We start from the raw sequence: 22,067 nt of genomic DNA, 5'->3' as shown, positions 1-22,067 counted from the left end.
TAGGGAGTAATGATAGCGCGAAAAATCGGGTTTGTCTAACTTTTTGTTTGTTAATATGTTAATGAGCTTTTAGACGCTTCATTTTATATCGTCGTCTTTCTGAAGATTTTTTTAAATACAGCAGCATCAACAAATTTTCAATAACACCAAAAAATGTTAAAAATAAAATTTTTCTTGAAAATTGGACATTAAACACGTACAATCGGACAAAATAAACAAAGGATATGAGTATGACAAACAAGAAAAGCCGCGAGGCGGCACTGGAATTTTTGGAGTACCTTGCACAAAAAGGATTGACGAGTCCAACGACTGCTCGTGCACGGAAAGCCGCTTTAGGTAAGGTTTTGGGGATTCTGGATGATAATGAAGCCCAGGATGTAACGACACTCAACCTTGATGAAGTTGTTAGTCGGTTTGCTAATTTACATGGAAAAGACTATACGCCAGAAAGTCTTGCTACATATAAAAGTAGAGTGAAATCGGCTTTGGATGACTTTACCAGTTATCTGTCCAATCCCCTTGCTTTTAAGCCGAATATGCAAACTCGTGAGCGCAAGTTAGTTACTGATAAAGCAGCTACGGGTAAGGGCCAAGTCTCAGGAAATAAAACGCAAGAAACTGTTCATCACATAGCGCCGGTTGTTACGGGTTCTATGGCAAATAGTATTTTGCCAATTCCTATACGAGCGGACTTAACTATCCACATTCAAGGCTTACCGTATGATCTTACAGAGACGGAGGCCAATAAAATTGCAAGTGTAGTCAAAGCTATGGCTTCGACTACTTAATTAGGATTTTTTTCCCCTTCCAAAAGGGATTGAAAGGACCGTTTGGTCAAGCTGGGGACTGCTAGAACTGGAGGTCCAAACTCCTAATTTCTAGCAGCCCGCCCTTGACTCTATTGTACCACAAAAGCTTCAATCTGCTAAGCTCTTCTAAACCAATGTCTTATCGAATTTTTCGGCGTCGGGCGAGAGGATCATCTCGTTATGCGCCTTGCCGGAGGGGATCATCGGGAAGCAGTTTTCCCGCTGGTCCACGCGGACATCGACGATGGTGACCTTATCGGTCTTCAGCATTTCCTTAATCACGTCGTCCAGTTCGTCGGGCGTGTCGGCGCGCAGGCCAATGCCGCCGTAGGCTTCGGCCAGTTTGACGAAGTCGGGGAGGGAGTCGGTGTAGCTTTCGGAATAACGCTCGCCGTGCAGCAGCTCCTGCCACTGGCGGACCATGCCCATCCATTGATTGTTGAGGATGAAGATTTTAACGGGCAGGCGGTATTGGACGGCGGTGCTCATTTCCTGAATGTTCATCAGGATGGAGGCTTCGCCGGCGACGTCGATGCATAAGCCCTTGGGGTGGGCGATCTGGGCGCCGATGGCGGCGGGCAGGCCGTAGCCCATCGTGCCGAGGCCGCCGGAGGTCATCCAGCGGTTGGGTTCATCGAAGGGCAGGAACTGGGCGGCCCACATCTGATGCTGGCCGACCTCGGTGGAGATGAATTGCTGACGCTTGTCCTGCGCGAGGAAGTGGCGCAGGCGCTGCAGCGCGTATTGGGGTTTAATGATCTTGCTGTCGTTTTTGTAGGCGAGGCAATTTACGGCGCGCCAGTGGCCGATCTGTTCCCACCATTTGTCGAGCGCCTTGTGGTCGGATTTGTAGCCTTTTTTCTTCCAGACCTTGATCATGGCTTCGAGCGCCTTGGCGCAGTCGGCGATGATGCCGAGTTCGACATGGATGTTCTTGTTGATCGAGCTGGGGTCGATATCGACATGGATCTTGCGGGAGTCGGGGGAGAATTTATCGGTGCGGCCCGTGACGCGGTCATCGAAGCGGGCGCCGATGTTGATCATGACGTCGCAATCGTGCATCGCCCAGTTGGCCTCAAAGGTGCCGTGCATTCCGAGCATTCCGAGCCATTGATTATCGCTGGCGGGGTAGGCGCCGAGGCCCATCAGGGTGCTGGTGACCGGGTATCCGGTGAGGCGGACGAGTTCGCGCAAAGCCTTGGAGGCTGCGGGGCCGGAATTGATTACGCCTCCGCCCGTATAGAAAACAGGGCGTTTGGCGGAGGCCATCATTTCGACGGCCTGTTCGATCAGGTCCATGTCGGGTTCGGTTTGCGGCGCGTAGCGGTGGGTCATTTTCGAGTTCTTCGGCGTGTAGTAGGGGCCGGGGGCGAACTGGATATCCTTCGGGATGTCGATAACGACCGGGCCGGGGCGGCCTGTCCGCGCAACGTGAAAGCCCTCGTGCATGACATTGGCGAGGTCGTTCACGTCCTTCACGAGGAAATTGTGTTTGGTGCAGGCGCGGGTGATGCCTGTGGTGTCGGCCTCCTGAAACGCGTCGGTGCCGATGAGGAAGGTCGGAACCTGCCCGGTGATGCAGACGACGGGGATGGAATCCATCAGCGCGTCGGTCAGGCCCGTGACGGCGTTGGTGGCGCCGGGGCCGGAGGTGACGAGGGCGCAGCCGACCTTTCCGGTCGAGCGGGCGTAGCCCTCGGCAGCGTGGAGGGCGCCGCCCTCTTGCCGGACCAGAATATGTTTAATCTTTTTCTGCTGGAACAGGGCGTCGTAGATGGGCAGGACCGCGCCGCCGGGGTAACCGAAGATGGTGTCCACGCCCTGATCGATCAGCGCCTGGATGACGATTTCCGCGCCCGTCATTTCCTTAGCGGGTTTTGCCTTCGTTTCCGGCTGCTCCGGCTTGATTGCTGTTACCGTCATGTTCCTTCGCCTTTTCTGTTTCCGGCTCCCCGTGATTTTATACAGGGGGTCTAAACCGGGGGTAAACTAACCTATTTCCGAGACTCTGTTGAGGTTTTTCTTGTGAAATCCGGCATAAAAAAACGCCCCTTCGGGTTTTCCGGGGGCGCTGCGTTTATGCTTGTTTTCCAATGCCTAAGCGCGCAGCTCCCCTTTTCCAAGGACCACGAGGACAAGCACCACCACAGCGTTCATCAGTGTATTGTTCATCGTTTAGAAGTACCTTATGATTTGGTGCAGTGCAAGGAAATTGTGTTTTTTTTACTTTTCTTGCTTAGGTCTTGGCATTTTTTGAGGGGTGTTTTATGAGGTATTTTTCTCTGATTTTCTGTTCTTTTGCCCTCTTGTTGCTTTGCTCCTGTAGTGAAGAATCTGATAGCAGCCAGCTTCCCGTTCCTTCAGGCAGGGGACAGGCGTTGCCAGGGATGTCAGAAGCATCGCCGGGTTATAATGGTGATAGCCGTCAGAAGACGGAGGGGCGGCATATTGAAGAAAGCCATACTTTTAGTATCGACGCCTTACCTGAAAGTCTTAAGAGTATCTATGAAAGTGATTACAAAAAGTGTCTGGAGATAGGATGCGAGATTACAAATTCGACTTATACGGACCGGAGCAGGGCTGAACTCAATGCACTTGTTCCTCCCGAAAAGTTAGCTGAATTTCTTTCCTCGGTTGAGCAGGGTTCAGGAAAGATTCTTACTCATACGGTTAATACGGTTGATCGGTCTCTCGAATATATTGATGTTGAAGCTGAATTTAAAAGCCAAGAGGCTTTAGAGGCTCGTTTAACGCGGCTGCTTGAAAGCGATAAAACCAAAACGGTCGATGATATTATCAAAATCGAGTCGGAACTCAGGCGCGTCAAACAGTCTCTTGATAGTGCGAGGGATAAACTCAAATTTCTTCAGAAAATCACCCAGATGGTCTCTGTCAGAATCTTTTATCAAGTTTCGCAAGAAAATCTCGATATTGATTACGATGTGCTTACACAAAGCTTCAATCGTTCATCTGCAAAATTTATTAACAGTGCTGCTGATGTCATATCTTTTGTCGCCGAGATTTTGCCATGGCTTCCCGTCTATTTTATCGGTTTGTGGGCTTTTGTGAAAATGTTGCGGATTTCGTTGGGGAAAGGCTTTTTCTCGTCGTTCAGATCAAAGAAAGGGAAGATCAGTCCCGAGAACGTCAAGGCGGTTGATTTGTCGCCGGGCGTTAAAGCTGATGCCGGAACCCTGTGACCTGTTGCCTAGGTTCTACGGATTTTCAGGGAAAGGCGCCATGGCACCTTACAAGTTTTTAGGGTTTTTGGTCATTCTTCTTTTCACGGCCGGGTATTCTTTTGGGGTCCGCGCCTCTCAGGATAACCCGTTTACCGAGACTTATACGGAGTATGATATTCTGACTATCGGCAGCCTCGAACAGGCGGCGGGCAAGAAGCCCTTTCAACTTGAGCGGGCGTATCGGTATATCCATCCCAAGACGAAGATGCTGCCGATCGAGCGCATACAGATCCGGGCTCCCTCCGGTCATATCATCGCCTATACGCCGACGCGCATGAAGGCGGTGACCTATTGTCCGCGTCCAAGCTATTGCTGGGTCTTCATGTGGAAAACGGTTTACCCTTTACCCGCACTTTTCAAGTTCAATCCCGATCCCAAGTCGTGGGCGCATGAGATCAGGCCGGTCATGAAATATTCGCGGTCCGGTTATGCGGGGGAGGGGTTTCAGGAGGTGTATGATCCTGTTCTCGGGCTGTTCGGGCTGGGTTTGTTTTTGATCCGGTTTTACTGGTATTTTCTGACGCTTTCGTTTTTGTCCTTTTTGCTTTGTCTGCAGATCGTCAAGTTCCACGAATCCAGTTTCGTGCGGAAAGGTTTGATTCTGGTTCTGTTCACGGCCCTGCAGTTGTTTTTAAAGACGTGGCTGCCGCTCAATCCCTATGTGATTACGACGCTGGTCATTCTCCTGTTCAGTATCGTCGGCACAGTTTACATCGGTCTTCCCGATGTTTTGACCGTTCTGACTGTCATGGGCACTTTTTTAGCCACCTGCTTATGGATCGCGAAGCTGCGAAAAAGGGCAGCAGTTTCTATCAAAGCTGATGCCTAAACCATGTGACCTGCTGCTTGGCGTATTGGCGGGTTTTGGCCTGAGCCTGAGCGATGGCGTCTTCCTTTGAGCGTTCGCCGTTGATATAGGCCAGAAGCTGTTGGTAACCCAGCGCCTTGAGCAGGGGGGTATCGGAGCGGATTTCGCCGCTGTCCACCCGTTTTGCAAATTCCTCGATTTCCTCCAGCACGCCATTGTCGATCATCCAGAGGAGGCGGTCGTTGCAGCGTTGATGCTGCACGGGGCGATCGGGGATGATGAGTTCGATTTCAAAATTCCAGTCGTCGGGCGGGGCGAGCCTATCTTCCTTCTGCCATTCGGCCAGCGATTTTCCGGTGGCGTCCAATACCTCCCACGCTCTGATGAGTCTTGCGGTGTGGGAGGGGTGGAAGCGGGCGGCCATGACGGGGTCGCGTTTTTCGAGTTCCGTGTGGAAGGCGGGGTTGCCGAGGAGCTTTTGTTTGGCCACGGCGGCGGCGCGGATATCGTCCGGCACGGGGGGGATGGGAGAAAGCCCCTCGGTCAGCGCCTTGATATAGAGGCCCGTTCCGCCGACGATGATCGGGGTTTTGCCCTGCGTCAGGGTTTCGCGGATGACGGGGTCTGCTCTCCGGCGCCACTCTCCGGCGGAGCAGGGGTCGTTCGGGTGGAGGGCGCTGTAGAGTTTATGTTCGGCCTTTTCGCGGTCTGCGGGCGGGGGCTGAGCGGTGAGGATCGGCAGGCCGTCGAAGATTTGCATGGAATCGCAGTTGATGATGACGCCGTTCTCTTGCTGCGCGATTTCTATCGCCCGTGCGGATTTGCCGCTCGCGGTCGGGCCGGCGATGATGCGGATGGCGTGGCCGTCCTTTTCGTTTTTCTGCGTCATCCTCTTGCGTCCCTTCGCGGGCGATTATAGTGTGAGTTTTCCTTTCATCAAACCCAGAAGGCTGCAATCCCATGTTCAAGGGATGGAACGATACGGAAAAGGCCATTGCCTTGTCGATGGTGGCGTTTGCGGCGTTTTCGGTCAGCGATGCGCTGCGGAAATATACGTCCGTCGATTATCCGGTGGTGGCGATCCTGTTCTGGCAGGCGGTGTTCGGGCTGATTATTCTTGCCGCCGTGATTCCGTATTTCGGGGGGCGGGGGGCGCTGTTTACCCGGCGGAACCTTGAATGGCATTTGCTGCGCGGGCTGCTGATGGCGGTGAATACCAGTATGTCGCTGACGGCGCTTTCGATGGTGCCGATCATGGATGCGTATACGATTTTCTTTCTGACGCCGTTTATCACCACTGTTCTTTCGATGTTTTTCTTCAAGGAGCAGGTGGGGCGGTATCGCATGGCGGCGATTTTATGCGGGTTTCTGGGCGGGGTGGTGGCGTTCCGGCCCGGGTTCGAGGAGATTCACCCGGCCTATGGGCTGGCGCTGGCGTGCTGTTTCACGTTCGGGCTGGCGAACCTTGTGGCGCGGCGGATCGGGGGGAGCGGCAACGCGCTGCCCTTCGCGTTCTGGCCGTTTATTCTTGTGCTGATCGGGACGTATCTCTGGATGGGCGGGGCGGTGCCGTTTTACGATCAGCGGTTCATGGGGCTGTGTCTTGTGATCGGGTTTTGTTACGGGCTGGCGGTGATCTGCGTGGCGACCAGTTATATCCTTGCGCCGACGTCGGTCGTCGCGCCGTATCAGTATGTGCAGATGTTGTTCGGGCTGTTGCTCGGGTATCTCTTGTTCGGGCATCTGCCGGATGCGTTCAAGATCGCGGGCGGGCTGATTATCACCGCGTCGGGCATGTTCCTGTTCTGGCGGGAGCGGAGAAGGAAGGGGATTTAGAGCGGGCATTTTCCGCAGTTTTTTCTGTTCAGATTTTCGCGGCAGTTCTTGAGATTATGCCCTCAGAGGGCTAGAATATGATTTCTTAAATCGCATTCTTTGCCGTCTGTCAGCCATGAAAGAAAATCTTTATTCGGTGTCTTTATTCAGCGGAGCCATGGGCTTGGATATCGGCCTTGAGCAAGCGGGAATAACAACCCTGATTTGCAATGACGTAGATGCCGATGCGGTTGCTACAATACGTCATAATAAGCCCGAGATTCCTGTTCTGGACAAATCAATTTCGAATGTTTCGTGTGAAGAGATTAAGGCGCTTATTGCCGGAGGATCTCCCGACATTGTGGTCGGTGGCCCGCCCTGCCAATCTTTCAGTGTTTTTGGCAACCGGAAAGGCATACAGGATTTACGCGGCCAGATGGTCTTCGAATTTTTCAGGGTCGTCGATGAATTGCGTCCCAAGGCTTTCATCATGGAAAATGTCCGGGGTCTTTTGTCTATTCCGTTTGTCAACAAGAAAGACTTCGATCCCGAAACTATGTCGCCTGATTTATTGCGGCCCGGATCGCTGATACGTTTTTTGCTCGGAAAGTTTAATGGCATAGGGTACAGGGTTGATTGCTTTGTCGTTAATTCTGTTAATTACGGTGCGCCGCAAATCAGGGAGCGGGTTTTTCTGATTGGGAATGTTTACGGGATTGAGGCCAAATTTCCCCAGCCGATGTTCAGCAATCGTCCACAGGACGGTCTGCCGCCATTCCGTACACTCGGAGATGCTATCGGGAAAGGTTTTGCCGATCCTTACCCCGAGGTTATGGATTTCAGCCCAAGAAAGCTGAGTTATCTTTCCATGGTTCCGCCCGGAGGGAACTGGCGCTCCCTTCCGTTGGACGTTCAAAAAGAGTCCATGGGAAAAAGCTGGTACTTGAAAGGCGGGAGAAGCGCCTATTGGAGGAAGCTGTCTTTCGACTTTCCTTCACCTACAGTTGTCACCATGCCTAATCATGCGGGGACCAGTATGTGTCATCCTAAAGAGTTGAGGGCGATCTCCGTCGGTGAGGCTGCCGCTATACAGGAGTTTCCGGCCTGCTGGGCGTTTCAGGGCTCTACGGGCAGTAAATTTAAGCAGATAGGGAATGCCGTTCCCATCCGTTTGGGGCGCATGGCCGGAGAAACGGTCATAGATATTCTGGAGAGAGCAAAAAATGGGGAAATGGGGGATGAAATCACCAGCAAGGTCACGCATATACGGCCCCATGTCAGGACAAGAGCGTTTTTTAGGAACGGCGAATCCTTTGCGGGCAGCACGTGTTACTACCAATCACAAAAGGCCCAAATGAGTTTGTTCGATGAGGAGGGGAAGGGCGAAAGCTCTAGGGCGTGATCTTATCCGTTTATCGATTCCAGAAGCGATTTCCAATCAAAAGTGCCATCGCTGTTTAGGAAGTGTTGATATTTTTGAGAAATATGTTTGCTATATTTTTCTAATAGCGCACCACCCTCCTTTCTGGTGTTGCTTTTGCTTACACCGTCAATTATTCCTCTTAAAATCCAGTCTTGTGTTTGCTTTTCGCCTTCGTTCAGCCATGTCCAAAACTCCCTGCCCGCGTATACGGAAACTCTGTCGGTCAAATCAATAACGTTGTGTTTTGCGCCCCTGTTGATGCCCCGCAAAATGTCATACTTGTCGGTCAACGTTTCCTTTGTTCCATAAAATACCCCTACAGATATTTCATTAAATTTATTTCCGTATTTCTTTAAAATTTCATTGAAAGCGTGATTAAGCTGTTGTGCCATCGACAGCTGAATTGTCCACTTACCTGCCTTAAGGGACAAGAGGTCCGTTGATCCGTCTTTACGCCTAATTACATGGTCTATTTCGTTAAAGCAGGAGTCTACAAAGGGGGGATTATTTTTTCTATAGTCCTTATCCAGTTTTTGTGTGCCAAAAACCTTAGGCAGGATTTTTTCGTCAATCAGTTTTCCGAACCCCGTGTTATGGCCGACCATTAGATGGCTGCCGACGATAAAGCCGGTTAATTCTTCAAAGTTGTCGATATCGTGTAGATCGAACAAGATCGGAAGTATGAACGGATTCACGGACATTGTGTCCGATAGTTGTTCTCGCAGTTTATGTTTCCTTTGTTCTATCCACCAGGACACCCAAGTTGATGTGCCTGTAATGACCTCGCCCTGATTCATCATCGCATAAGGAACGTCTCTTACGGCTGCTTGGTTGGCAGCTTGAGGGCCACGAAGCGGACCTCGCCGCCGGTATTGACCAGAAGCAGGACGGAGGAGCGCATGGCGCCCTTGGCCTTTTCGATGACGTCGATGAGGTGCTGCGGCTGGGAAACCGGCTGCTGGTTGATTTCCACGATCACGTCGCCGGGGGCGATGCCCTTCTGGGCGGATTCGGACATCTCACTTACCGAGGTGACAACGAGGCCGCGCACGGCGGGCTGGATGTTGTAGGTGGCGCGGAGTTCATCGGTCAGGGTGCTGACCTCCAGACCCACGGTCTCAATGGCGGTGCCGGCAGAGGAGGGAGTCTTGCCCTCGCCCTCGTCGATCATGCCGCTTTCCTCAGCTTGTTCGAGATGGCCGACCTTGACCTTGGTCTTAAAGATCTGGCCGTCGCGCCAGTATTCGACGTCCACATCCTTGTCGATGTCCGTTTCGGCGACGAAGCGGGGGAGGAGGCGCATTTCCTTGATCTCCTGACCGCCGAAGGAGAGGACGATGTCGCCGTCCTTCATGCCGGCCTTGTCGGCGGGGCCGTCCTTATTCACGATCACGACGAGGGCGCCTCTGGGCTTATCGAGGCCGAGGCTCTCGGCGATTTCGGGGGTCACGGTCTGGATCTTCACGCCCAGCCAGCCGCGGCGGGTCTCGCCAAACTTGATAAGCTGCGCGATCACAGGCTTGGCGCGGGCGCTGGGGATCGAGAAACCGATGCCGATGGAGCCGCCGGTGGGACTGAAGATTGCCGTGTTGATGCCGATGACCTCGCCCTTCATGTTGAACATGGGGCCGCCGGAATTGCCGCGGTTGATGGCGGCGTCGGACTGGATGTAGTCGTCGTATTTGCCGGAGTTGATGTCCCGCGCCAGCGCGGAGACGATCCCCGCCGTGACGGAGCCGCCGAGGCCGTAGGGATTACCGATGGCGAGAATCCAGTCGCCGACGCGGATTTCATCGCTGTTGCCGAAAGTGGCGGCGACGAGGTTGAGACCCTTGGGGTCTACTTTCAACACGGCGATGTCGGTTTCGGGATCCTTGCCGATGAGTTCGGCGGTCACGCTCTGGTTGTCCTGCAGGATCACGCGGACCTCGTCGGCGTCCTGAATGACGTGGTTGTTGGTAACGATATAGCCGTTCTGGGCGTCAATGACGAAGCCCGAGCCCATCATGCTGGGCGGGGCGAAGGGGACGCCGTGGCCCCGGCGGTTCATGAATTCCTCGAAGAAATCCTGGAACGGTGAGCCGGGGGGGAATTGCGGGATTTCCGGGTAGTCCTGCGCTTCCTCAATTTTCTGGGTGGAGGAGATGTTGACGACGGTCGGCGACAGGCGGGACGCGAGATCGGCGAAGCTATCGGGCGCGCCTGCGAAGGGTACTACGGGATCGCGGGCGTAAGCGGGTTTACCCGCGGATAATGCCATCGGGGCGCAGAGAAGCGTCGATGCAAGAACGGCCAGCGTTTTTTTTCTGTTCATCATGGGACTGTCTCCATCGTTTGTGGGTTAAGTCTTTTATTCGGAACGGCTTTTGTAGGCCTCGAAGTAGCGGAAAAACTCGCTGTCCGGGGAGAGGATCAGGCGCGTTTCCGGTGAGGCAAGGGTGTTGCGGTAGGCCTCCATCGAGCGCAGGAAGGAGTAGAATTCCTTATCGACATTAAAAGCCTCGGCGTAAATTTTGATGGCCTGCTGATCGCCCTCGCCCTTGATGACTTGCGCCTTGCGCTCGGCCTCGGCGATGAGCACGGTTTTTTCCTTATCGGCGGTGGAGACGATTTCCAAAGCCTTTTCCTCGCCCTTGGCGCGGCGTTCGGTGGCGCGCTCCTTAAGCTGGGAGATCATCTGGCGTACCGTTGATTCGCGCAATTCGGGCGTGAGGTCGGCGCGGACGATGCGGACGTCCACGATTTCGATGCCGAGCTGGTCCTTCGAGATTTTTTCGTTCACGCGTTTTTTGATCTCGGTCATGATATGGGCGCGTTCCGGGGAGAGAAGCTGGGTCAGGGAGGAGCGACCTAATACGCTACGCGACGAGTCGTTTAAAATACTTTCGAGACGGGAGTTCGCACTTTCAATCGCCCGCAACGTCTTGAGAAACTGGAGCGGATCCGTGATTTTATAACGGGCGAAGGTGTCCACAATTATCGGTTCGCCGCTGACGTTTTCGATGGTTGGCCCGGCTGATTTTTCCTCTGCACCGTTCTGACCCGGTGCGCTCTGGTCCGCGTTTTTGGGTATTGTTTTTTCGGCTTGCGCCGTGCTGGAGATGACGACCTGTTCGGCGGGAGGATCGACCGAGAGGATGCGGCGGTCAAAGAATTGCACATTCTGGATGAAGGGGGTCTTCCAGTGCAGGCCCGGACCACGCGGTTCACCCAGCGGCTGACCGAGCTGGAGGACGATGGCCTGCTGGGTTTGATCGACGATAAAGAGCGATTGCGTGAGAACCAGAGTTCCGACGGCCAAGACTGCCAAAAGAATAAACGACCTCATGTTTTTTCCTTTTCTAATTCGGCGTTACGGGGGTCGGGGGCATGGGCGCCGGGGCTTTTGGAGCCGTGCCCTCTCCGAGGGGGAGGTAGGGGACAACGCCGCTCTTTGTCGTGCCGCCATCAAGAATCGTCTTGTTCGCATTCTTGAAGATTTCTTCCATCGTTTCGATGAAAATGCGTTCCTTCGTCACGTCCTTCCCGGTCAGATAGGCGGAATAGATGGATTTAAAACGCTCGGCATCCCCCTGCGCCCGTGAGATTTTCGATTGCTTGTAGGCTTCGGCCTCCTGAACGAGTTTGATGGCCTGTCCGCGGGCGCGGGGCAGGATGTCCTGTTTCTGCGCCTCGGCCTTGTTTTCGGTATCCTCGGCGTCCTGCTTGGCGGACTGAACGTCCTGGAAGGCGTTTTGAACTTCCGGGTGAACCTCGGCCTTCTGGATCAGCACCTGCGTGATGTTGACGCCGGATTTGTATTCATCGAGGTTTTTCTGGAGAATGTCCTTGGCCTTGGTCGCCAGAAGGGCGCGTTCGGTGGTGATGATCGGGAACATACTGGTCTGACCCACCACTTCACGGATCGCGCTTTCGGCGACTTTCTTGATCGTCTGGTCCGGGTCGTTGATGTTAAAGCTGTAATCTTCGGCCGATTTGATGTTCCACTGCAGCGACATCTGCAGATTGACGATGTTGCGGTCAGCGGTGAGCATCAGGCTTTCGTCCGTCTTATCAACTTTTCCGCCCGTTCCGGTCATGCCTTCGGTAAAACCGACGGCCATGCGGCGCAGTTCAGTGACGTTGACCTTGGTCAGCGTTTCGATGGGGTAGGGCATATGGTAGCCCAGACCTTCGGTCGTTTTCGTGTGGTTCCAGGCACCGAAGCGCTGGATCACGGCGTGTTCACCGGGGTTGAGGATGTAGAGGCCGCTGCTCATCCAGAGCATCGCGCCGATGAGAACGAACAGTCCGACGGTGGCGCCGGGGCCGAGATCGAAAGGCATGATGTTGCGGAGATTATCCTGCGCCTTGCGGATCAAATCATCGAGATCGGGCGGTTCGTTGGAGCCGCCCCCCTGACCGCCGCCGCCCCACGGGCCACGCGGTCCATCGTTACGGCCGCCGGGATTGTCATTGCTCCAAGGGTTTTTTCTTTTGCGGCCGGGGCCGAAAGGATCGGACATGTGCTTAATGTCTTTATATCGTTGTTTGCAGGAGCTATAAGATATAGCTCTTTTTCAACGGAAAGCAAGCATAGAGACTTTAACGAATCATGGTTCAGAAAGAAACGATTTTACAGGCTTTGCGCGGGGTTCTGGATATGGAAACCGGAGCCGATATCGTTTCCGGCGGGATGGTGAGCGGGGTTACTGTACAGGCGGACGGAAGTGTTGTTTTCATGCTTGAGGTCGATCCGGTGCGCGGGCCGAAGCTGGAGGGGTTGCGGCAGGAGGCGGAGCGGGTTGTTGCCAAGATTCCGGGCGTTACAAAAGTCACCGCGGTTCTGACTGCGGAGAAAAAGCCGCAGAAAGAACATTTCGATCCGCACGGGATGGTGAAAAATCCGAAGCTTGTCCTGCCCGCGAAGGCGATTATTGCGGTGGGGTCGGGGAAGGGCGGCGTGGGGAAATCGACGGTGGCGGTCAATCTGGCGGCGGCGTTGGCGAATTCTCCGCATGGGGAAGGGTTGAAGGTCGGGTTGCTGGATGCGGATATTTACGGGCCTTCGGTGCCGACGATGACGGGGGCAAAGGATTATAAACCCGCGCTGGACGCGCAGCGGAAACTTGTGCCGCTTTCAAAATACAATATGAAAATCATGTCGATCGGATTCATGGTCGAGGCGGGGAACGCGCTGGTCTGGCGCGGGCCGATGATCCAGACGGCGCTGTATCAGTTGCTGCGGGATGTGGACTGGGCGATGAGGGATGCAAAAGGTGCGCCGCAGGATCTGGATGTTCTTGTTCTTGACCTGCCGCCCGGGACGGGGGATGTGCAACTGACGCTGGCGCAAAAGGTTGCGGTGACGGGGGCGGTCATCGTTTCCACGCCGCAGGATATCGCGTTAATCGATGCGCGGCGGGCGGCGGCGATGTTCGGGAAGACGAACGTGCCGGTTCTGGGGATCGTCGAGAATATGAGTACCTATGTCTGTTCGAAGTGCGGGCATGAGGAGCATCTCTTCGGGCATGGCGGTGCTGAGGATGAGGCCAAGGCGCTGGGCGTGCCGTTTCTTGGGGTCATACCGCTGGAGCGGGAGATCCGCGTCAGAGCCGATGAGGGGGTGCCGATTGTGCTGGCTCAACCCGAGAGCCGCGCTGCGGAGGCTTACCGGGGAATTGCCGACAGGCTTAGGGGCGCTCTAAAACCACGAAGCTGATCGGCGGGTCGGTGTCGTTGCGTTCCTCGCGGGAGATTTCCCGCCATTCCGGGCCGATTTTGGGGAAGAAGGCGTCGCCGTCATAGTCTTCGTGAACTTCGGTGAGGTAAATCCGGTCGGCGACGCGCAAGGCCTGTTCATAAATCTGGCGTCCGCCGATGACGAGCATTTCCTCGAATCCGCCGTCTTTGGCGAGTTTCTTGGCCTCGTGGATGGCCTTGTCGAAATTATTGATGACGGTGGTGTTGCCGGCCTTGAAACCTGACTCGCTGACTACGATGTTGGTGCGTCCGGGCAGGGGCTTGCCGAGTTGATCGACGATGGATTCGAAGGTCTTGCGGCCCATCACGAGGGGTTTGCCCATGGTGATTTTCTTGAAATAAGCCAAATCCTCCGGGATGTTCCAGGGGAGTTTGTTGTTGATGCCGATGGTCCGGTTTTCGGCCATGGCCGCGATTATGCTGATTTTTGTCCTCATCTTTACTCAATCCCTCAAGTCTATTTACACCGCTACCGGCGCCTTAATATGCGGATGAGATTCGTATCCGACAAGCTCAAAATCCTCGAATTTAAAATCGAAGAGGTTTTTGACGTGCGGGTTGAGGTGCATTTCGGGGAGTTTATAGGGGGTGCGGCTGAGTTGAAGCTCTGCCTGTTCGATATGGTTCAGGTAGAGGTGGGCGTCGCCGAAGGTATGGACGAAGTCGCCGGGTTTCAGGCCCGAAACCTGCGCGACCATGAGGGTCAGCAGGGCGTAGGAGGCGATGTTGAAGGGGACGCCGAGGAAGATATCCGCGCTGCGCTGGTAGAGCTGGCAGGAGAGTTTTCCATTCGCCACGTAAAACTGGAACAGGCAGTGGCAGGGGGGCAGGGCCATCTTGCCGATTTCGCCGACATTCCATGCGCTGACGATCAAGCGGCGGTCGTCGGGATTTTTCTTTATGCGTTCCAATACGTTGGATATCTGGTCGATCGTGCGGCCATCGGACGTGGGCCAGCTGCGCCACTGGTGGCCGTAGACGGGGCCGAGATCGCCGTTTTCATCGGCCCATTCGTCCCAGATGCTGACCTTGTTGTCGTTCAGGTATTTGATGTTGGTATCGCCGCGTAAGAACCAGAGTAGTTCGATGATTATTGAGCGTAAATGGCATTTTTTGGTGGTGACCAGCGGGAAGCCCTCGGACAGGTCAAAGCGCATTTGATGGCCGAAGACGGAGCGGGTTCCGGTGCCTGTCCGGTCGTCTTTGACCGCGCCTTTTTCAAGGACGTGGCGCAGGAGGTCGAGGTATTGTTTCATTATGGTATCCTGATTTTCTGGAATTATAGGGGGATTCGCGGTAAATTCCATCTTTAAGGGGTGAAAAGGTTAAGAATTCCCCGGAAGAGTTGTTGGTGTTTTAGAATTCATATGAATGACGATTTCAGAAAAGTCAGAGATTTTGGCGAGCCGCTGGTGACGATACCGGCTCTCAAGCGTGTGCTGATGGTCGGGGCCGTGAGGGATGTCGACGGGAATCTCTCTGTAACGGACCGCTCATTGCTGCGTTACGGGCTGGAGCCGCTGCGCGAGACGGGATTGCCTGTCGTTTGGGATGAAGAGATCGAAGTCGAGGTTATGAACAAGGCCGATATTTTCGGCGGGCGGGATTTTCTGGCCGAGGAAGGCGTTCAGGCCGATATCGTCATTCTTTGCAACATTCCGCACAAGCTTGACCCGGAGGACTATCAGAGTTCGCATAGAAGCCTTATGGGCTCCTTCGTCATGGGCGTGGAGCAGCTGGGGCATCATGAGTTGAGCTCCCGGCACTGGGATCCCGGCATCTGGGCGCGTAAGATCAAGGATACGGGGGCGAAGGTCGTTATTTCCTATGGTTCGGACTCTATGCCGCTGGAGGAGATCACGCCTCCGGGGTATTTTCATTCGCGTCAACTCAAAACCATGCCGTCTTCGGGGCTTTATTTCATGGACAGCGCGTTCGTCGTTAATCTGCCCTTCAGCCAGTGGGTCAACAGCCATCCCGCGCTGAATAAATTCATCGTCGAGTCGCAATTCAGCGATATGCCGTTCGATGACCTCACCGACCCGGGGCAGACGCGGGAGCATTCGTGAGTTTTTATCTTATTCTTCGTGAATAATAACGGGAAGATTTTTTGCCTCTGGCAGAGGGAAGCGGTACTTCACGCAGGGGCTAAATTCGTGCGTCAGACATTCCAAGCTGCTCATTACCATTAATTGTGATCGACCGTAATTTCCAGTCGGAATTTCCGATTCAGGGGGCAGTATGAAGTTCTCTTCTATTCCAGTCGGTACACTAAAGCTGTTGTTTAAGACAATATAGGCCTTTCCAGGGATGATTAGCAGCGGTGGGCCGTAATTTTGAAGCGATATTTTGTTTTCATCGCTAGCGGAAGTTTTTGTCTTTTGCTGATCGTAATGGATATCAATTTTGCTGCGGAGTTGGTTCCATAAATCGATTTCCTCCCGCGTCGCTTCTCTGATCGCACCCTGGTTCATTAAGGAGCCCAAACCTTGTTCGTTCTCTCTACGCATAAAAAACTCCTGCGGTGAGTTCATTTTAAACGGTTCGAAGACCGTCTTGCTATCCGGGGTTTTTCCGAGGTGAACAATGCCGTCATCGCCGTATTTTATAAGCTGGAAGTCATTAATCGGTCTTTCCAACACCCATTCCGCATAAGCTTTAACGCTGGCGTATTGTGTTTCCTTGTTACTGTTGAATCGGTGAGGCGCACATGGTCCTACCGTTACCGAGGTGCCGGCATGATGGGTCAGAAATACAGGCGTTGTTCCTTTGATGCTTGACAAAATTTGAGGATAGAAACCGCCAACAACTGCTCCGGTCAGTTCTGTTTCCTGTGACAGGAGTATGTTCCAGATCGTAGCGTCATAGCCCCATAGCAGTAAAAGTACGGGCTTGTCAGGGGAGTGGATGTATACGTCGAACTGACCCGTTTTTCTGTTGTCTGTTATTTGCGTATCGACAGGCCTTCCTTTGTATGTGCCTATCGCGAACACTCTGAGATCTTCAGGTAAAGCGATATTCTGGGCCTTAAAAGAACATTTCTTTTTCAGGAGTTCGTTGGTCGGTTTTTTACCTTCAGGCACGTCCGACGGTCCAACCGCATTCAGAAAACTATTGTTTTCATCGATAGAAATTGCACCATCGTGATTTGTGTCAACCTTAGAGAATGCCTTGTTCAGCACGCGTAAAATATCTTCCCGATAAAAAATTTTTCTCCCTTTGTCTTTTTCGTGTATCGCCTTCAATACCCCATAATTACTTTCGAAATCGTCCATGGATTTTTTTTTCAAAACCAGCATTTCTTTTTTTGTAATTACGCCGTCGGAGTCCAGATCAAACGTGAAAATCGATTTCAGACGCCTTTCCTTCTTTTCATCATCCCAGTCACGATAGGACAAAAAGGAGCGAAGTTCGCTTTCTGTAATCTGCTTGTCTCCATTCCCATCGTACATCCGAAGTCGATGGTATTGCTGATATCTCTTCATCCTTATAATCATGGCCTTATGAGCCAGAGTCTGGTCTAAAAATATTGTGGCGTTGTATATGTTTAATCTGCTGAGCTCACCAAAGGCGTAATATGTTAAGTCCTCGATGCTGTGGCTGTTTAAAAGATAAGGGTGAAGCGCTTTGGGTATTGATAGATAATCTTCAGGATCATCCTTTTTCTGCGCAAAACAGTGTCCGTAAAGGAGTGATACAAAGATTACCAATAAAAGGGTCAGATATTTTATGTTCATTCCGGACTCTTCTAAGTTGTAACCTGTTCATACGGTTATCAGTTTAAAAATGCACTTTGACACGTCTTTTTCAAGACAAAAGTCTTTTCCGCCATGGTTGCAGTTTGCGAGAGTCAGCTTGGTTGAACCAAGTTTCACGTTCTGTTATAATCGAAGGTGCCGGTTTTCCGGCTATGACGCTAGACGTTGGTGCGGAATAGACGCAGTGGACCCGGGGGCAGTACCCGGCGGCTCCACCCCTTGAGAGAGGTGCTTTTTCAGGCGCTCTCAGGCGGCGGGGCCGAAACAGGATCGACACGCGCAATAAAGGCATTTGACGGCGTCCGGTATAGTATCCGCCGTTATCGGGCTAAATTTATAAATGCAAACGATAACTTTGCGTTCGTAGCCGCCAACGACAACTCTGTTGTCTCTGGCGAAGGTCGTATGGCTGCCTAATTGGGCAGTAGCGATGCTACACCTGAATTCCTGACCGTCTAACCACGGGCAGGTGGGGCTTTGGGGTCTGCGCCTCGCAACAGAAGCAGACCCCTTTTTTATTGATAAAATCTTCTTTTTCTCTCGCAGAAACGGAGAGGGATTTGAAAAGCGAAAAATTTTATGAAAACCCAGCAATCGAAATCATTCTAACTTTTTTAGCTGCATTATTCTTGTGTGTAAGCTTTTTATTTTTTTGGAGTATTATCGATAACGGTGATTATCGCAAATTAACGGTCGAATTCAGTCAAAATAGATACAGAACAAAAATTAGAATTTGTAACCCAACAGTACGCCCGATTCGCTTTTCCGATAACTTAAATATACATTCCTATGGCAGAACGCCGTGCGGCTTATTTTATGCAGCATTAAAAGAAGATGAGGATTTAAGCACAAATATGTCTTTTATCGCTGACTCGTATCATTGGCCAACCGGAGCGGCGAATTTTGTGTATCAAAAGGAAGACGCAACGCTTTTTCCAGGGGCTTGTTTTAGTAAGGATTTTAGCATCTTAGGGGAGTTATTTTGGGAAGAAAAAAGTCTGAATAATTCAGGAAATGGGAATGATTTAAAATACAAACGGTTAAAAGTTTGGGCTGTTTTATTTCAGAGTGAATGTGGAATGCTTATTCACCCGCATAAGAATTATGAAAGCGACTGGATTGAGATTAGTGATCAGATGCGCGAAGATTATTGGAATGATCCCTATCGTTTGGGCGGTGATTAGAAGCTTTCGTTATAAATGGGTATTTTATGGAACCTTCAGCCCCCGCGCCGTTTTTTTTGCCGCCGTTTTTTACGGTTTTCTGCATTCTGGCGGCGATGTCGATGGTGGTCGCGCCGATCGTTTGGATTCGGAAGTGTTATTCGGAGGTGCCCCCCACACATGATCTGGGGCGGGAGGTGCTGGTGATGCAGTTCCGTACGCTGGCCATCGTTCTGGTTCTGTCGTTTCTGATCAATCTGTGGCGGCTGGTCGAAGGGGCGCCCAAGGCCAGCGTTAACGGCTTGCTGCCTGAGCTTTTGCTGCTGGCGTTCATGGCGTGGCGGTTTCTGGTGCATACGAAAGGCACAGGCTTGCCGAAAGCGCTGAGGCTGCGGGCGGAGGCACGGCGGGTCTTGCGGCAGTTTTTGTTCTGCCTAGCCGGGTGGGCGGCGACGTTCGGGGTTGGGGCGCTTGTGTACCAAGGGTTTCTGCTGGTGACGAAAAACGACGAGGTTTCCGTTACGGCGGCGGGTTTTGCCGCCGGGATTTTCTGGGTCGTGGCGGTTACGGTTGCCTATTATCTCAAGAGGCCGCCCGTTGAGAGGCTTCCTGAACAGATGAGGCGGGTTAAATCGTATGATTTGCTCTGGCCGATTATGCTGGCTTATATCCTTTTGCTGGCGCCGATGACGATGCAGGAAATCGGCAATTCCGAGAAGTTTCATGAGATGATGCATTCCAAGCGGCCGCCACGAAAGATTTAAGCTCTCCTGCTTTTTCCACAGGGCAATCGGGCGTTTACTTGCGGGCGCTGGATTTAGGCTTTTCGATATGCGATTGATAGGGGGTGAAGTTCGACTTGATTTCCACCCCCTTAATCTGCAACACATAAGACATGACCGACGACGATAATTTTCTTCGTTATGACAAGATGGTTGAATCCGCGTTGCGCGGCGTCGTCCGGCAATCGCTGGAAGAAGTGGTGCAGCAGGGTTTGAAGGGTGAGCATCATTTCTACATTACCTTCATGACCGAATATCCCGGTGTGCGAATTCCTGAATATCTGCGCGACCGCTATCCGGGCGAGATGACCATCGTTCTGCAGTACCAGTTCACCGATCTGCGCGTGGATCGGGAGAAGGTTGAGGTTACGCTGTCTTTCAACAATGTGCCGGAGCGGCTTGTCGTGCCCTTGTCGGCGATCAGTATTTTCGCGGACCCTTCCGTTAATTTTGCGCTGCAGTTCCAGCCGCTCAGCGAGAGCATCGATGAGGATGAGTTGCTCAAGGAACTGGCGGAAACCGAGGATCCTGATGGGTCGGGCGGCGGCAAGAAGGCCAAGGCCGAGAAGAAGGGCGAAGTTGTTTCGCTTGACCAGTTCCGCAAGAAGTAGCATTTTCCCCCGATGACATGGGAGTCCACGATTTCCCCGCAGGAAGGACCGTACAAGGTTCTGATGAGGCGGGGTGTTTTCAGCGATCCGGCGCGGGACGGGCGCGAGGTTCCCTTCAAGTTTTATGCGCCTTCCGAGCATAATCTTTCCTCCTATCCGCTGGTGGTCTGGTCGCATGGATTCGGGGGCAACGCCGACGGTGCCGGGTTTATCTCCCGCTATCTGGCGTCTTACGGGTATGCGGTCGCGCACCTGACCCACCGAGGGACGGACAGCAGCCTGTGGGAGGGGAAGCCGGGGCATCCGTGGGATATTCTGCGGGAGGTGCGGGTGCGGCGGGAGACGACGTTCGACCGGATGCGGGACGTGCCGTTTTTCCTGGACCGTTTGCAGGAATGGGCCGCGGAGCAGCCGGAGATTTCCCCGTTTATCGATTTTTCGCGGATCGGGATGTCGGGGCACTCCTTCGGGGCGATGACCACGCAGGCCATGGCGGGGATGCCCTTGCCGGACCGGGAGGGAAAGCTGCTGGATTTCAGCGATCCGCGTTTTCGGGCCGGGATTCTCTATAGCCCTGTGCCGATTGCGCATCTTTCGGATTTGCCGCCCGCCGAGCTTTACGGGCCGATGAATCTTCCGTTGTTTCATATGACGGGAACGGACGATGCCTCACCGCTGGAGCCGATCGGGTACGAGCATCGGCTGGTGGTTCATGACCATGCCGGACATCCCGAGCAGTATCTGAAGGTTCTTCAGGACGGGGACCATATGGTTTATAACGGGACGCGGGGCAAGCTCACCGTCAACCCCAAGCGTGAGGAACACGAGCGGATCATCAAGGTGGCGTCGCTGGCGTTCTGGGAGGCTTATCTCAAGGATGACGCGGCGGCGAGGGCATGGCTTGATAGGCTGTATGCCGTGCGGGGGCGATGATGGAGAATGCCGTCGATATTCAAGCTTTGAACAAAACCTACAAGGCGTCGGGGCGCAGGCCGGAGACTCTGGCGCTGCGCGATGTGACCCTGCAGATTCCGCGCGGGTCGATCTTCGGTTTGCTGGGGCCGAACGGGGCGGGGAAATCCACGATCATCAATATCATGGCGGGGTTGGTGCTGAAGACCTCCGGCAGCGTGAAAATCTGGGGTTTCGATATCGACGTGAACGAGCGGAACGCGAAGGTCTCTATCGGGGTCGTGCCGCAGGAAATCAATTACGATGCGTTCTTCACGCCGCTGGAGACTCTGGAATTGCAAGGCGGGTTGTACGGGGTTCCGAAAAGTCAGCGGCGGTCGATGGAGATTCTAGAGACCGTCGGGCTGGCGGATAAGGCGAATGCGTTCGTGCGGTCGCTGTCGGGCGGGATGAAGCGCAGGCTTTTGATGGCGAAGGCGATGGTGCATTCGCCGCCGATCCTTGTGCTGGACGAGCCGACAGCGGGGGTGGATATCGAGTTGCGGCAGCAGCTCTGGGCGACGGTCAAGACGCTTAACGCGCAGGGCGTGACGATCCTTCTGACCACGCATTATCTTGAGGAGGCGCAGCAGCTTTGCGACCGGATTGCGATTATCAATCACGGGCAGGTCGTGGCGTGCGAGGAGACGCCGAAGCTGCTGGCGCATATCGACAACAAGGAAATCCTGTTCCGGCTGGACCGTGATCTGAGCGAGGTTCCGGGCTCTCTTTCCGGGTATGCAACGGAGATCAGAAATCACCGAGTTCTGGCGATCCGTTACAGTCCCGTTGAGGAAAAAGTCGGGGCGATGATCGAAAAAATTTCTCAGGCGGGATACCGAATCGAGGATATTTCGACCGAAGAAAGCGATCTTGAGGATGTGTTCCTGCAGCTTACGTCCTCTAAGTAAAGAATAATCCCGATCCGTTTGATCTTTTTGCCTGTTTGTGGTTGACTGTTTG

21 protein-coding genes and 1 other RNA gene are annotated in these 22,067 nt (G+C 53.3%); 13 read left to right on the top strand and 9 right to left on the bottom strand.

Annotation, left to right across the window (positions count from 1 at the left end; all coding sequences use genetic code 11):
- Window positions 1-230: 230 nt before the first annotated feature.
- Window positions 231-788 carry a hypothetical protein gene (locus tag IPN28_13370; protein QQS58645.1) on the top strand — a complete coding sequence of 186 codons (558 nt, stop codon included), beginning with the start codon at window positions 231-233 and terminating at the stop codon, window positions 786-788.
- Window positions 789-935: 147 nt separating this feature from the next.
- Here the strand turns inward: IPN28_13370 and IPN28_13365 are convergent, their stop codons facing one another.
- Window positions 936-2,732, bottom strand: a complete 1,797-nt coding sequence (locus IPN28_13365; GenBank protein ID QQS57206.1) for an acetolactate synthase 3 large subunit — start codon at window positions 2,730-2,732, stop codon at window positions 936-938.
- A 344-nt stretch (window positions 2,733-3,076) separates the two neighbouring features.
- Here IPN28_13365 and IPN28_13360 point away from each other — a divergent pair, with 344 nt between their 5' ends.
- Both IPN28_13360 and IPN28_13355 read left to right on the top strand, forming a co-directional pair.
- Window positions 3,077-4,009 (top strand): DUF4349 domain-containing protein, encoded by a 933-nt coding sequence (locus IPN28_13360; GenBank protein QQS57205.1) that lies wholly within the window; start codon window positions 3,077-3,079, stop codon window positions 4,007-4,009.
- A 40-nt stretch (window positions 4,010-4,049) separates the two neighbouring features.
- Entirely contained in the window at window positions 4,050-4,880 is an 831-nt protein-coding gene (locus tag IPN28_13355) for a hypothetical protein (GenBank protein QQS57204.1), read from the top strand.
- Here IPN28_13355 and miaA read toward each other — a convergent pair.
- The gene (miaA, locus tag IPN28_13350) at window positions 4,864-5,748 is read right to left on the bottom strand and encodes a tRNA (adenosine(37)-N6)-dimethylallyltransferase MiaA (GenBank protein ID QQS57203.1); all 885 of its coding nucleotides are present in this window, start codon (window positions 5,746-5,748) and stop codon (window positions 4,864-4,866) included. The genes IPN28_13355 and miaA overlap by 17 nt on opposite strands.
- Before the next feature lie 71 nt (window positions 5,749-5,819).
- Between miaA and IPN28_13345 the strand changes: the two genes are divergently transcribed.
- A complete protein-coding gene (locus tag IPN28_13345) occupies window positions 5,820-6,695 on the top strand; it encodes a DMT family transporter (GenBank protein QQS57202.1) in 876 nt (291 codons plus the stop codon).
- Window positions 6,696-6,810: 115 nt separating this feature from the next.
- Window positions 6,811-8,076, top strand: a complete 1,266-nt coding sequence (locus IPN28_13340; protein QQS57201.1) for a DNA cytosine methyltransferase — start codon at window positions 6,811-6,813, stop codon at window positions 8,074-8,076.
- Between the two features lie 2 nt (window positions 8,077-8,078).
- Here IPN28_13340 and IPN28_13335 read toward each other — a convergent pair whose 3' ends face one another.
- From IPN28_13335 to hflK, 4 genes are read right to left on the bottom strand one after another with little or no spacing between them, the layout of a single operon-like run.
- Entirely contained in the window at window positions 8,079-8,894 is an 816-nt protein-coding gene (locus tag IPN28_13335; GenBank protein QQS58640.1) for a restriction endonuclease, read from the bottom strand.
- Window positions 8,895-8,914: 20 nt separating this feature from the next.
- Entirely contained in the window at window positions 8,915-10,414 is a 1,500-nt protein-coding gene (locus tag IPN28_13330) for a DegQ family serine endoprotease (GenBank protein QQS57200.1), read from the bottom strand.
- Window positions 10,415-10,447: 33 nt separating this feature from the next.
- The gene (locus IPN28_13325; protein ID QQS57199.1) at window positions 10,448-11,425 is read right to left on the bottom strand and encodes a protease modulator HflC; all 978 of its coding nucleotides are present in this window, start codon (window positions 11,423-11,425) and stop codon (window positions 10,448-10,450) included.
- 13 nt (window positions 11,426-11,438) lie between these two features.
- A complete protein-coding gene (gene hflK, locus IPN28_13320; GenBank protein QQS57198.1) occupies window positions 11,439-12,602 on the bottom strand; it encodes an FtsH protease activity modulator HflK in 1,164 nt (387 codons plus the stop codon).
- Window positions 12,603-12,691: 89 nt separating this feature from the next.
- On the opposite strand from hflK, the gene IPN28_13315 reads away from it, so the two are divergent.
- Window positions 12,692-13,798: an Mrp/NBP35 family ATP-binding protein gene (locus IPN28_13315; GenBank protein ID QQS57197.1), complete on the top strand. Its 1,107-nt coding sequence runs from the start codon at window positions 12,692-12,694 to the stop codon at window positions 13,796-13,798.
- Here IPN28_13315 and IPN28_13310 read toward each other — a convergent pair.
- The gene (locus IPN28_13310; protein QQS57196.1) at window positions 13,770-14,276 is read right to left on the bottom strand and encodes a dihydrofolate reductase; all 507 of its coding nucleotides are present in this window, start codon (window positions 14,274-14,276) and stop codon (window positions 13,770-13,772) included. The genes IPN28_13315 and IPN28_13310 overlap by 29 nt on opposite strands.
- A gap of 24 nt (window positions 14,277-14,300) precedes the next feature.
- Entirely contained in the window at window positions 14,301-15,095 is a 795-nt protein-coding gene (locus IPN28_13305; protein ID QQS57195.1) for a thymidylate synthase, read from the bottom strand.
- Between the two features lie 111 nt (window positions 15,096-15,206).
- Between IPN28_13305 and IPN28_13300 the strand changes: the two genes are divergently transcribed.
- Window positions 15,207-15,908, top strand: coding sequence for a hypothetical protein (locus tag IPN28_13300; protein QQS57194.1), 702 nt, complete (start codon window positions 15,207-15,209; stop codon window positions 15,906-15,908).
- A 9-nt stretch (window positions 15,909-15,917) separates the two neighbouring features.
- Here IPN28_13300 and IPN28_13295 read toward each other — a convergent pair whose 3' ends face one another.
- Entirely contained in the window at window positions 15,918-17,576 is a 1,659-nt protein-coding gene (locus tag IPN28_13295) for a hypothetical protein (GenBank protein QQS57193.1), read from the bottom strand.
- Between the two features lie 118 nt (window positions 17,577-17,694).
- Here IPN28_13295 and ssrA point away from each other — a divergent pair.
- From ssrA to IPN28_13265, 6 genes are all read left to right on the top strand, one after another.
- Window positions 17,695-18,109, top strand: a transfer-messenger RNA (tmRNA) gene (gene ssrA, locus IPN28_13290).
- Between the two features lie 48 nt (window positions 18,110-18,157).
- Window positions 18,158-18,781 (top strand): hypothetical protein, encoded by a 624-nt coding sequence (locus tag IPN28_13285; protein ID QQS57192.1) that lies wholly within the window; start codon window positions 18,158-18,160, stop codon window positions 18,779-18,781.
- Between the two features lie 26 nt (window positions 18,782-18,807).
- Window positions 18,808-19,524 (top strand): hypothetical protein, encoded by a 717-nt coding sequence (locus IPN28_13280; GenBank protein ID QQS57191.1) that lies wholly within the window; start codon window positions 18,808-18,810, stop codon window positions 19,522-19,524.
- Between the two features lie 131 nt (window positions 19,525-19,655).
- Window positions 19,656-20,153, top strand: coding sequence for a hypothetical protein (locus tag IPN28_13275; protein QQS57190.1), 498 nt, complete (start codon window positions 19,656-19,658; stop codon window positions 20,151-20,153).
- 12 nt (window positions 20,154-20,165) lie between these two features.
- Window positions 20,166-21,086, top strand: a complete 921-nt coding sequence (locus tag IPN28_13270; protein ID QQS57189.1) for a hypothetical protein — start codon at window positions 20,166-20,168, stop codon at window positions 21,084-21,086.
- Window positions 21,083-22,015: an ABC transporter ATP-binding protein gene (locus IPN28_13265; GenBank protein ID QQS57188.1), complete on the top strand. Its 933-nt coding sequence runs from the start codon at window positions 21,083-21,085 to the stop codon at window positions 22,013-22,015. The genes IPN28_13270 and IPN28_13265 overlap by 4 nt, the downstream gene beginning before the upstream one ends.
- Window positions 22,016-22,067 lie beyond the last annotated feature (52 nt).

The sequence above is a fragment of the Alphaproteobacteria bacterium genome (genome assembly GCA_016699735.1).
GTDB lineage: Bacteria > Pseudomonadota > Alphaproteobacteria > Micavibrionales > Micavibrionaceae > JAGNKE01.
The sequence above is the reverse complement of the archived record's forward strand: the minus strand, read 5'-3'. Positions and strand labels throughout refer to the sequence as shown.

Bases quoted from the DNA above. Each gene is read 5' to 3' on its own strand.
- IPN28_13325 (QQS57199.1), bottom strand. From the start codon at position 11,425: ATGAGGTCGTTTATTCTTTTGGCAGTCTTGGCCGTCGGAACTCTGGTT.
- miaA (QQS57203.1), bottom strand. From the start codon at position 5,748: ATGACGCAGAAAAACGAAAAGGACGGCCACGCCATCCGCATCATCGCC.
- IPN28_13300 (QQS57194.1), top strand. From the start codon at position 15,207: ATGAATGACGATTTCAGAAAAGTCAGAGATTTTGGCGAGCCGCTGGTG.
- IPN28_13265 (QQS57188.1), top strand. From the start codon at position 21,083: ATGATGGAGAATGCCGTCGATATTCAAGCTTTGAACAAAACCTACAAG.
- IPN28_13275 (QQS57190.1), top strand. From the start codon at position 19,656: ATGACCGACGACGATAATTTTCTTCGTTATGACAAGATGGTTGAATCC.
- IPN28_13315 (QQS57197.1), top strand. From the start codon at position 12,692: ATGGTTCAGAAAGAAACGATTTTACAGGCTTTGCGCGGGGTTCTGGAT.
- IPN28_13340 (QQS57201.1), top strand. From the start codon at position 6,811: ATGAAAGAAAATCTTTATTCGGTGTCTTTATTCAGCGGAGCCATGGGC.
- IPN28_13280 (QQS57191.1), top strand. From the start codon at position 18,808: ATGGAACCTTCAGCCCCCGCGCCGTTTTTTTTGCCGCCGTTTTTTACG.
- IPN28_13355 (QQS57204.1), top strand. From the start codon at position 4,050: ATGGCACCTTACAAGTTTTTAGGGTTTTTGGTCATTCTTCTTTTCACG.
- hflK (QQS57198.1), bottom strand. From the start codon at position 12,602: ATGTCCGATCCTTTCGGCCCCGGCCGCAAAAGAAAAAACCCTTGGAGC.
- IPN28_13310 (QQS57196.1), bottom strand. From the start codon at position 14,276: ATGAGGACAAAAATCAGCATAATCGCGGCCATGGCCGAAAACCGGACC.
- IPN28_13330 (QQS57200.1), bottom strand. From the start codon at position 10,414: ATGATGAACAGAAAAAAAACGCTGGCCGTTCTTGCATCGACGCTTCTC.
- IPN28_13270 (QQS57189.1), top strand. From the start codon at position 20,166: ATGACATGGGAGTCCACGATTTCCCCGCAGGAAGGACCGTACAAGGTT.
- IPN28_13345 (QQS57202.1), top strand. From the start codon at position 5,820: ATGTTCAAGGGATGGAACGATACGGAAAAGGCCATTGCCTTGTCGATG.
- IPN28_13295 (QQS57193.1), bottom strand. From the start codon at position 17,576: ATGAACATAAAATATCTGACCCTTTTATTGGTAATCTTTGTATCACTC.
- IPN28_13335 (QQS58640.1), bottom strand. From the start codon at position 8,894: ATGAATCAGGGCGAGGTCATTACAGGCACATCAACTTGGGTGTCCTGG.
- IPN28_13370 (QQS58645.1), top strand. From the start codon at position 231: ATGACAAACAAGAAAAGCCGCGAGGCGGCACTGGAATTTTTGGAGTAC.
- IPN28_13360 (QQS57205.1), top strand. From the start codon at position 3,077: ATGAGGTATTTTTCTCTGATTTTCTGTTCTTTTGCCCTCTTGTTGCTT.
- IPN28_13305 (QQS57195.1), bottom strand. From the start codon at position 15,095: ATGAAACAATACCTCGACCTCCTGCGCCACGTCCTTGAAAAAGGCGCG.
- IPN28_13365 (QQS57206.1), bottom strand. From the start codon at position 2,732: ATGACGGTAACAGCAATCAAGCCGGAGCAGCCGGAAACGAAGGCAAAA.